Below are 9,964 nucleotides of genomic sequence, written 5' to 3'. Positions count from 1 at the left end.
ACACCCCCCCCCCCCCCCCCCCCCCCCCCCCCCCCCCCCCCCCCCCCCCCCCCCCCCCCCCCCCCCCCCCCCCGGGGGACCCGGTCAGCGGTCAGCGGTCAGCAGTCAACGGTCAGCGGGAGACGGCGGCACCCGGGCGGTCGAGCGCGGCCGCCTGGCCCCGGCCGTCGGCCGGGCCGTAGCCGTGCTCCGCCGCGAGGACCGGGCGCAGCGCCCGGATCGCGTAGAAGTTGCGGGACTTGACCGTCCCCGGCGGCACCCCGAGCCGGGCCGCCGCCTCCACCACCGAGCGGTCCCGCAGGTGCAGTTCGACCAGCACCTCGCGGTGGTGCTTCTGCACCCGGCGCAGGGCCAGCGCGATGTCCCGGGCGACGACCACCTGCTCGTACGGGTCCTCGGCGAGCGGACGGTCCTCCAGCGGCTCGCCGATCACCTCCTTGGCGCGGGCGGCGGCCATCCGGTAGTGGTCGATCGCGATCCGCCGGGCCACCGTGAACAGCCAGGGGCGGCTCTGCTCGGCCCCGGCCGCCAGCGCCTCGGGGTGCTGCCAGGCGCGCAGCAGGGTCTCCTGGAGGATGTCCTCGGCCTTGCCCCGGTCGCCGCCGGTGGCGCGCAGCAGCGCGCGCAGCAGGTAACCGCCGTGCAGCCGGTGGATCTCGGCGAGCGTGTCCGGGTCGAGGGTCGGGCGGGCCGCCTTCGGCGTGCCGGGCGCGGGGGCGGATCCCGTGGTGGCCGACGGGTCCGTGCCGGCCGGCGGGCCGACGGGCGGCTGGGCGACGGACGTGGGCTGGGCGACGGGCTGCTTCGACACGCGCGGCCTCTCAGATCGGGCAAGGGCAGGGCGACACACCGACCGGACTTCCCCGGCGGCTACAAGCAGCAGACTGCCCGCAGCCGCCAAGGCCGCACCAACGATCCGCCAACGCCCCGGCCCCGCACGGCCGGGCCGCAGGCCAGGACTCCGCACGGACACCAGCCAGCCATCTCGCAGCCATCTCCCGGCCGCCCCACGGCCACCAGGCCGCCCCTCAGGCCTCGTTGAGCACGCGCACCAGTTCCTGGACCCCGTCCTCCCCCCGGTGCTCGATCAGCACCGCGACCCAGGTCGCCAGCTGCTCCCGCTCCACCGCCGACCAGGCCGGTGCCGAGGGGTGCTCGTCGACCACCAGCGCCGCCGCCAGCTCCCGCAGCCCCGGTGCGGGCTCCGGCCTCCGCCGCTCGGTCGGCAGCGCCCGCAGGGCGAGCCGCCGGGCGGCGGCGGTCACCTCCTCCGCCGTGCCCTCGGGCACCACCAGCGCGGGCGGCCCGGGCCTGCTCGGTTCCTCCTGCCGTACCAGCGCCGCGACCACCTCGCGCACGTCCGGCCCGTCCGGATCCATCGTTGTCCCTCCCCCATCCCGTCCCACGGGAGTCACGCCGGCTGCTCCTGCATGGCACTCGTTCCGCATCGAGTGCCATCCGAAGACGGTATCTACTGACAGCCGGTCCAGCAGAGGGTTTTCCGGTACGGCCGGGCAGCTGCCGCTCAGCTGCCGCCCGCACACCGGTTCGGCCGGCGACGAGGCGCCCGGCTGGGCCTCCGCGTTTCGGCAACACCGCGGCCACCGGGCGGGCGCCCACCCCGCACCACGACACCGGCCCCGCCCCAGACCGCCGTCGAGGCCGGGCCGCCGCCGGTGGCACCGGTCGCACCGGCCGGAGGACCGGCCGACGACGGCGGACCGGCCGTCGTGACGGCGCGGTTCCTGGTGGCGCGCATGAGCTCCTCCGAGCGTGACGAGGAACGCGAGGTGCGCCCTGTCCCGCTCAACGGACCTTCCACCGGGGGCGGTTCACCGATCCGCAGGGTGACGCGCGTTGAACCGGAACGGGCCCTTCGCCCGTAGTCCCGACTGAACGCACCGACGGTCCGGCCCGGCGCACCGTGAACCAGGAGGTCACCCGATGGCTTTCTCCGACGGCAGCCCCGACGGAGCCGCCGCCACCCCGGAACGGCCCGACTACACACCCGCCGCCTGGCCCGAGCCCGTCCCGCTGCTCCCCCGGCAGCCCCTCGACCCACTCGGCACCGTCCTGATCCCGCCCGCCGAACGGCGGCTGTTCACCCGCACACCGGCGTCTCAGGCGCAGCCGCCCGCACCGCCCGGCGACCCCACCCCCACCGCCCTGCTCGCGGTACCCACGCCGTCCCCGGCCACGGCCCCCGCCGCGCGCCAGGACCGGGCGGCCCACCCGCGCGCCCTGCGACTGCCCTTCGGCGGCGGCACGGAGGCCCGGCGCCGCCGCCTCGTGGAGCGGATCCGGACCCCGCTGCGCAGCTGCCACCGCATCGCCCTCCTGGGCAGGCCCGCCGAGGGCGTCCCGGTCACGCTCGGCGCCCTCCTGGCGCAGCACCGGCCCGACCCGGTGATCGTCCTCGACCTCGCCGACGCCTCCCGCGTCTCGCACGCCGACCGGCGGATCCTCGACCGGAGCGCGGCCGGCCGGCTCGACATCCTCGCCGTCCGCCCGGACACCCCGGGCCCCGCGTTCCGGGACGCCCTGACCGACCTCAGCGGCCGCTACCCGATGATCCTCAGCGACACCACGGCCGCCGCGGACGACGTCCAGCTCACGGCCGTCGAACTCGCCGACCAACTGGTCATCTGCGAACACGCCTCCGCCGACGGCGCCCGCAACGCCTCAGCGCTGATCGACCACCTGACCTTCCGCGGCCACGGCGACCTCGTCCGCGGCGGCACCGTCGTCTTCGTCCCCAGCCCGCCCACCGAGCGCCCCGTCGCCGACCGCCAGCTCCTCGCCCACTTCCGCACCCTCTGCCGCGACGTCGTCCTCCTCCCCGCGCACACCCCGGGCACCCCCGGCCGGCTCCGCCCCCACACCCACCTCGCCTACCTCGAACTCGCCGCCCTCGTCGGCGACGCCCTGGCCATCCGCCACACCGTCTGAGGCCGCACCCCCGCCCGGAGGACGGATGGGCGGCCTCGGGGTACGTGCGTCACGGGACGAACCAGGGGGCGCCCCCGCCCGGAGAGCGGCTACGAGCGCCGGGGCCACCGGGAGCCCGGCGGTCGAGGGCGCGGTGCCCACGCCCGAGGAGCGGCGCGACGGTGCAGCGGGAGGACGGCCGGGCCGACCTCTCACGCCTGGCCGTCCTCCGCCCTCCCCGGGCGCCAGCCGCGAGCACGGGCACGCGGCGTGACGGCGCCGGCGGCGGCAACGAGGGCGATGACGGCCAGTGCGGCCAGGGAGATCACCACGGCCTGGGTGGGGGCGGTGGAGGCGGGTGGAGCGGGGGGCATGGCGAGGGCGGCCGGTGTCGCGGCGGGGGGCGCCTGGTCGGGGACGGAGATCTGGGTGACGGCGGCGACGGGGTCGATGGTGCCGTAGCCGACCTGCGGGTCGGGGGTGGTGACGGTGTGGTAGGCGGTGGTCTCCAGGCGCCGGATCAACTGGTCGGCGGTGAGGTCCGGGTGGCTGCCGAGGGTGAGGGCGGCGGTGGCGGCGACGAAGGCGGCGGCGAAGCTCGGCCCGGCGCCGGTGTAGTTGCCGCCGGCGGACGGGCCGGTGCCGGTGACGGCGTCGCCCGGGGCGGCGAGGTCGACCCGGCCGCCGATCGGGACGGCTCCGGCGCCCGAGGGGAGGGCGCCGCCGGGGGCGAGGTCGCGGACGGCGAGGACCTCGCCGTAGGCGGCCGGATAGGCCGGTCCGGGTTTCCCCGAGCCGGGCTGGACGTCAGGGGCCGCAGGCGCGACGATGACCGCCCCCTTGCTCCGGGCCGCCCGCACCGCCCCGGCGAGCGCGTCGTTGCCGGCCGGCAACGCCGCCCCGACCGCGATGATCCGCACTCCCCGTTCGCTCGCCGCCGTGATCCCCTGGGCGAGCAGGTCCGCCGTCGTGGCACCGCCGTCGTCGGTGACGGAGACGGCGAGGATCCGGGCCCGTGGGGCGAGTCCGGCGAAGCCCGTCCCGTCGCGGCGGTCGGCGGCGATCAGGCCGGCCAGGAAGGTGCCGTGGCCGACGCAGTCACGGGCTGGGTCCCCGCCTCCGGTGAGTTTGGGGGCGTAGTCGAGGCGACCGGCGAGCAGGCCGGTGCCGTCGGTCACGCCGGAGCCCAGGACGGCGACGGTGACGCCGTCACCCTGGCTGAGCGGCCAGACCCGGTCGGGGCGCAGGAAGGTCTGGGGCCAGGGCGTGAGCGACGTGCGCTTGGTGGACGGGGGCAGGCAGCCGGCCGGCTTCCCGGACGCGTCGCGCCGCAGCTGGGTGACGCCCGGGAGGCTGTCGTCGCCGGCGGGGGTGTCGGCCAGGGCCGTGCCCGCCGTCGGCAGCAGCAGTCCGACGGCGAGGAGGGCGACCGCCGTCCTCACGCGAGGCTGCCGATCCGCCCGGCCGGGATGTCCTGGGGCAGCAGCAGGCTGAGTTCGTCCAGGTCCGCCACCTCCAGCCGGGAGAGCCGGCCGGCCTGCCGGGTGATCATCGACTCCAGCACCTGACGGGCGAAGCGCCCGTTCCCGAAGGACCGGTCGCGCGGGACGGCGGCGAAGAGTTCGCCGAGCGCCGCCAGCGTCTCCGGTGTGCAGTTGTACCCGGCGGTCTCCGCCTGGAGGCGGACGATGGTGACGAGTTCGTCGTCCGCGTAGTGGTCGAAGGTGATCTCGCGGGAGAAGCGGGAGGCCAGGCCGGGGTTGGAGGAGAGGAAGCCGCGCATCTCCTCCTGGTAGCCGGCCACGATCACCACGACCTCGTCGCGGTGGTCCTCCATCAGCTTCATCAGGGTGTCGACGGCCTCCTGGCCGAAGTCGCCGCCGGTGCCGTTGCGGGGCGTCAGGGTGTAGGCCTCGTCGATGAAGAGCACGCCGCCGCGGGCGCGTTCGAAGGCGTCGCGGGTGAGCTGCGCGGTGTGGCCGATGTAGCGGCCGACGAGGTCGGCGCGGGCGGTCTCGATGAGCTGACCGGCCGGCAGGACGTCGAGTTCTGCGAGGAGTTCGCCGTAGAGCCGGGCGATGGTGGTCTTGCCGGTGCCAGGTGGGCCGGAGAAGACCAGATGGTGGCTGATGGTGGCAGCGGGCAGTCCGGCCTCGACGCGGCGGCGGGTCTGCCGGGTCAGGTTGACCAGGTCCTCGACCTGTTCCTTGGCCGCGGCGAGGCCGACCATGCCGCGCAGCCGGTCGAGCAGGCCGGGCTCCTCGGGCTGGTCGGCTCCGGCGGCGGCGCGGGCGACGGCGGCGGCGGCCTGCTCGCCGACGTCGGCGGGGAGCAGCCGACTGAGGTCGGCGTTGTCGAAGTCCTCCAGTTCGGCGAGCCGGGAGGCCTGGCGGTCGACCATCTCCTCGAAGACCTTGCGGGCGGCGCGGCCGTTGCCGAAGTCGGCGCCCTTGGGCATCCGGTCGAAGTGGACGGCGAGGGCCTCGCGGGTGCCGTCGGCGAGCTCGTAGCCGTGGCCCCCGGCGGCGTGTTCGACGATGGTGGTGAGTTCGTCGACGCTGTAGTTCTGGAACTCGACGGTGCGGCTGAACCGCGACGCGAGGCCCGGGTTGGAGGCCAGGAAGTCACGGATCTCGTTCTCGTACCCGGCGACGATCACCACCAGGTCCTCGCGGTGGTCCTCCATCAGCTTGACGATGGTGTCGATGGCCTCGCGGCCGAAGTCCGGTCCGGTCCCGCCGGAGCCGGCCGACAGGGTGTACGCCTCGTCGATGAAGAGCACGCCGCCGAGCGCCTCCATGACGACCTCGGTGGTCTTGAGCGCGGTGCCGCCGATGATCGAGGCGACGAGGTCGGCGCGGGCGACCTCGACCAGGTGGCCGCTGCGCAGCACGCCGAGTTCGGCGAGGATGGCGCCGTAGAGCCGGGCGACGGTGGTCTTGCCGGTGCCGGGCGGGCCGGCGAACACCAGGTGGCGGCTCATCGGGAGGGAGGGCAGCCCGGCCTGCTCGCGGCGCCGGGCCAGCTTGTTGAGGTTGACCAGGGTGGCGACCTGCTCCTTGACGCCCTCCAGCCCGACCAGGGTCTGCAGGACGGCCTGCGGGCCCTGCGGCCCGGGAGCGGCGGGGGCCTCCTGCGGAGTGCCGTCGGCGGACTCGCCCTCGTCCCCGGCGGCGGTCGCCGCGGCGGTGACCGTGCCGTGCGCGTCGGGCGAGCGGTTGTCCCGGCTGTCGAGGTTCTCGACGGCGAGCCGGTCGGTGGGCTCGCTCTGCCGCAGCCCGGCACCCTGGTTCTCGGCGGTGACGCAGTCGGTGAGCCGGACGGGTTCGGCGGACTCCGAGCGCAGGCCGTCCACGGTGTTGTCGGTCAGCTGGCAGCCGGTGAGGGTGGCGCGGGCGCCGGGCAGCAGGTGGAGCCCGTGGCGGCGGTTGGCCCGCAGCCTGGTCCTGGTCGCGGTGAGTTCGCCGCCGTGTTCGACGCTCGCGCCGTCGAACGCGTTGTCGGCGGACTCGACGTCGCGCAGGGTGGCGATGCCCTCGGCGCCGATCGAGATGCCGCAGGCCTTGCTGCCGCGCACGAGGCTGCCGCCGAGGTAGGTGTTGGCGCCGTCGGCGATCCGGATGCCGTTCTTGCCCGCGTCGAGCACGGTGGCGTCCTCGATCCGGCCGCGCCCGTCCCGCACCACCTCGACGCCGTGGCCACCGGCGTCGGTGACGGTGATGCGGCGCAGCAGCGGGTTGGCGCCGTCACGGATGACGATGCCGGCGCCGGCCGCGTCGCGCACCTCCAGGCGGTCGAACTCCGCGGCGCTCTCCCCGGTGAGGTCGACGCCGTCGGTCTCGCTGTCGCGCACCACGGCCCGCACCAGGCTGGGGCTGGCCGATTCGTCGACGTGGATGCCGGCCTGCGCGGCGGCGGTGACCTCGCAGTCCTCGAAGGTGCCGCGGGCACGGCCGGCGATGTGCAGGCCGTGGCCCTGGCTGCGGACGGCGCGGCAGCGGCGCAGCAGGGGGTCCGTGCCGTTGGTGAGGACGTAGCCGTGGCCGCGCACGGCGGTGACGGTGCAGTCCTCCAGCACCACCCGCGCGGTGGAGCCGAGGAAGACGCCGACCGCGCTGTCGCGGACCTCGGTCCGCAGCAGGCGGGTGGTGCTCTGCTCCTCCAGGGCCACGGCGGGTTTGTCGGTGGCGGAGATCTCGCAGTCCTCGATGACTCCGCGCGCCTCCCCGTTGGCGCAGATGCCGTTGCCGCGCGCGTCGCGCAGGACGCAGCGCCGCACGGTGGGATTGGCCCGTTCGCCGATCACCAGGGCGGAGGTGCCGAGGTGTTCGATGACGCTGTCCTCGATGACGCTGGCGCCGGTGGAGGTCTCGACCAGCCCGGCGCCGGCGGTGTTGACCACCCGGCAGCCGCGCATGGCCAGTTCGCCCTGCTGGCGGGTGAGGACGGCCGTCCAGGCGTTGCCGATCACCTCGCAGTCCTGTAGCGCGAGCTGGCCGCGCGGGACGTCGACGGCGGGCAGGTCGTCGTCCTGCCCCTGGATCACCAGGCCGGTCAGCTGGACGGCCTCGGCCAGGACCTGGACCACCGAGCCACGGCGCGGACTGATCCGCACACTGCCCCGGACGTCCTCGGCGGTGATGGTCACCACCTTGGTGAGCACCAGGTTCTCCTCGTACCGGCCGGGGCGTACGGAGATCACCGCGCCGCTGCGGGCTGCCTGGAGGGCCTCGCCGATCGTACGGTAGGAGCCGCGTTCCCGCTGCTCCGCGCAGACCGTCAGCACCGGGCGCGACATGCCTGGGGGTTCCCTTCGTCGTGGGGCGTTCGTTCGTGACCTGCTCGGAGGATGAGGGTCAGGTCAGGGTGTGCAGGTGACGCGCATGGCGCTGGCGGCGTGGTGGGCGTAGGTCTTGTTACCGCCGACCCAGTCCTGGCCGCGGGTGTGCAGGGTGACGGACAGCGAGCCGCGGTACTGGAAGGTGCCCTCGCCGACCCAACGGCCCTGGTTGGAGGTCTGGTTGATCTTGAAGTCGCTCGACCCGCTGCCGCTCTGCACGGTGTAGTAGGTCGGGTTCCCGCCGACCTTCTTCACGTCCCCGCTGGCCGGGATGTAGACGTCCAGGGTGCAGCTGGTGACCTTGTCCACGGTGAAGGTCCACACCACCGAGTTCTTGTCGTCCGAGCCGTCCCCGGACATCGGCACCGATGTGTACGTCCCGTTGCAGCCGTCGCCGCTGTAGCCGCCGGAGTTGCTCCGCCAGCCGGAGTCGCCCTGGTCGAACCAGCCCTTCTGGCTGTACACGCCGCTCTTGTTGCCGCAGTACGGGCCGGTGACCACGACGGTGGGCGCGGCCTTCTGCGGGGGCGGCGGCGCGGGCTGCTGGGAAGCCGGCGGCGGCGCGGGGTTCTGCGGGGCCGGCTGCTGCGGCGCGGGGTTCTGCGGGGCGGGGTTGGCGGCGCCACCGGCCGCGCTCCCCGCCGCGCCACCTGCGGCGGCAGCGGCGGCGCCACCGGAACCGGAACCCGAGCCGGAACCCGAGCCGGAACCCGAGCCGGAGCCGGAGCCGCCCTGGGCGCGACCTGGAGCGGTGGTCGAACTCGCGTTTCCACCACCGGAGTTAGCGGCTCCGCCGGATCGAGCGGCAGTGCCTCCCGCGCCTCCGCTGCTTCCGGTGCCGTTCGGGGCCGAGGCCGGCTGGTCGCCCGGGGCGGGCGTGCCCGTGCCGGCGTCCGCGGCCGGGACCACCGCGTCGGGCTGACCGGGGGCAGGGGTGCCGCCGGAGCCGCTGGTACCACCGTGCTCGTCGAAGTTCGGGACGAAGCCGTTGCCGCCGTCCCCACCACTCTGCCCGTAGCCGGGCGGGGCGTCCGCCTGGGCCGGGCCGCCCTTGTGCTCGTTGCCGCCGAGCTGGGTCACCACCACGGAAGTGCCCACCAGCACCAGGCCGACGGCGACGGCCGCCGCGATCATCGGGCGGGAGACCCGGCCCGGCCGGGGGCCCTGGTCGGTGCCGGTGTCGGTGGAGGGCTCGGCGACGCTCGCGGCGGCCACCGCCTCGGGCGTCCCGGCGGCGGTGGGTGCTGCGGTGGCGGGTGCTGCGGTCGTCGTGGCCGTGGCCGGTGCGGGCACGGGCGGGACGGCGGGAGGTGCAGCCGGCTGCTCGCGCTCCGGCTGCGCGGGCAGCACCGCGGTCGCGGCGCCGGAACCCGCCTCCGCCGCTTCACCCTTCGCCGAGGCGGTTCCCTCCGAGGCGGCCGCCGCCGACGCACCCTCCGGCGGCTCGACCTCCGCCGCCAGGGCCCAGTTCACCTCCGGGAGCTGGAACCCGGCGCCCGTCCGCCCCGCCTCGCCGCGCTTCTCCTCGGCCACCATGCATCCCCTGCACTCGACGACACTCCTGTGGGGAGGTACGGACGGAGTGGCCGAACCGGTTCAGCCGCTACGAGCCGACCGTCCAGACCGGCTCCTCGTCGGAGTCCGGCGGGGTCAGGACGAAGGACACCGCCCGCTCCAGCACCGCCGCGTCCGGCGCCGCCCACGGACCGTCGCCCTGCGCGCGGACGTGAGCGAGCAGCTCCGGGTCGGGCGCCAGCCCGTACTCCTCCAGGTAGTACGTCACGGTGTCGGTCCAGATCCAGGACCCGTCGGTACGGAAGCCCATCGGGACGATGGAGCGCCGCTGCCGGTCCACCACGTCGTCCATCAGCATCGGCGTCAGCAGCACGGGCGCGCCCGCGCGCAGGTAGCCGACGAGTGCCTCGCGCTCCGCGCGCTCCTCGATCCTCGGCCGGTCCGGCCCGAAGCCCGGCCCCGTCACCGGGTCCACGGCGTCGAACACCGACGCCAACCGGAAGTCGTCCCGCATCGTCCCGCTCGTCCCGCTCATCCCGCACTCCTCCCGCCGGTTCGCCCCTACGCTTCGTCCGACGGACGGAAGGCCGCCCCGGGTTCATCGCGGTGCCGGTCCGTCGGCCGACGGCCCGACCGGCCGGGTCGGGGCCAGGGCCCACCACCGGCCGGGGAGAGTGGGAG

7 protein-coding genes are annotated in these 9,964 nt (G+C 75.5%); 1 reads left to right on the top strand and 6 read right to left on the bottom strand.

The features are described 5' to 3' along the window. Positions 1 to 112: 112 nt before the first annotated feature. Both AC07AL_RS16290 and AC07AL_RS16285 read right to left on the bottom strand, forming a co-directional pair. Entirely contained in the window at positions 113 to 811 is a 699-nt protein-coding gene (locus AC07AL_RS16290; RefSeq protein WP_350879510.1) for a sigma-70 family RNA polymerase sigma factor, read from the bottom strand. Positions 812 to 1,028: 217 nt separating this feature from the next. After that, the gene (locus AC07AL_RS16285; protein ID WP_363588546.1) at positions 1,029 to 1,379 is read right to left on the bottom strand and encodes a hypothetical protein; all 351 of its coding nucleotides are present in this window, start codon (positions 1,377 to 1,379) and stop codon (positions 1,029 to 1,031) included. A gap of 565 nt (positions 1,380 to 1,944) precedes the next feature. Here AC07AL_RS16285 and AC07AL_RS16280 point away from each other — a divergent pair. Next, the gene (locus AC07AL_RS16280) at positions 1,945 to 2,949 is read left to right on the top strand and encodes a MinD/ParA family ATP-binding protein (protein ID WP_363588548.1); all 1,005 of its coding nucleotides are present in this window, start codon (positions 1,945 to 1,947) and stop codon (positions 2,947 to 2,949) included. Between the two features lie 191 nt (positions 2,950 to 3,140). On the opposite strand, the gene AC07AL_RS16275 is transcribed toward AC07AL_RS16280, so the two are convergent. From AC07AL_RS16275 to AC07AL_RS16260, 4 genes are all read right to left on the bottom strand, one after another. After that, positions 3,141 to 4,370 carry a S8 family serine peptidase gene (locus tag AC07AL_RS16275; RefSeq protein ID WP_400985053.1) on the bottom strand — a complete coding sequence of 410 codons (1,230 nt, stop codon included), beginning with the start codon at positions 4,368 to 4,370 and terminating at the stop codon, positions 3,141 to 3,143. After that, the gene (locus AC07AL_RS16270) at positions 4,367 to 7,726 is read right to left on the bottom strand and encodes a right-handed parallel beta-helix repeat-containing protein (protein WP_363588552.1); all 3,360 of its coding nucleotides are present in this window, start codon (positions 7,724 to 7,726) and stop codon (positions 4,367 to 4,369) included. The genes AC07AL_RS16275 and AC07AL_RS16270 overlap by 4 nt, the downstream gene beginning before the upstream one ends. A 63-nt stretch (positions 7,727 to 7,789) precedes the next feature. Beyond that, complete coding sequence (locus AC07AL_RS16265) at positions 7,790 to 9,304, bottom strand: carbohydrate-binding protein (RefSeq protein ID WP_478317681.1); 1,515 nt, start codon at positions 9,302 to 9,304, stop codon at positions 7,790 to 7,792. 67 nt (positions 9,305 to 9,371) lie between these two features. Further along, positions 9,372 to 9,818: a hypothetical protein gene (locus tag AC07AL_RS16260; protein ID WP_363588556.1), complete on the bottom strand. Its 447-nt coding sequence runs from the start codon at positions 9,816 to 9,818 to the stop codon at positions 9,372 to 9,374. Positions 9,819 to 9,964: the final 146 nt, after the last annotated feature.

The organism is Kitasatospora sp. NPDC043949 (assembly GCF_056435365.1).
Note: the sequence above shows the minus strand (reverse complement) of the source record. Positions and strands in the feature narration are given on the sequence as shown.

Bases quoted from the DNA above. Each gene is read 5' to 3' on its own strand.
- AC07AL_RS16265 (WP_478317681.1), bottom strand. From the start codon at position 9,304: ATGGTGGCCGAGGAGAAGCGCGGCGAGGCGGGGCGGACGGGCGCCGGG.
- AC07AL_RS16260 (WP_363588556.1), bottom strand. From the start codon at position 9,818: ATGAGCGGGACGAGCGGGACGATGCGGGACGACTTCCGGTTGGCGTCG.
- AC07AL_RS16280 (WP_363588548.1), top strand. From the start codon at position 1,945: ATGGCTTTCTCCGACGGCAGCCCCGACGGAGCCGCCGCCACCCCGGAA.
- AC07AL_RS16285 (WP_363588546.1), bottom strand. From the start codon at position 1,379: ATGGATCCGGACGGGCCGGACGTGCGCGAGGTGGTCGCGGCGCTGGTA.
- AC07AL_RS16270 (WP_363588552.1), bottom strand. From the start codon at position 7,726: ATGTCGCGCCCGGTGCTGACGGTCTGCGCGGAGCAGCGGGAACGCGGC.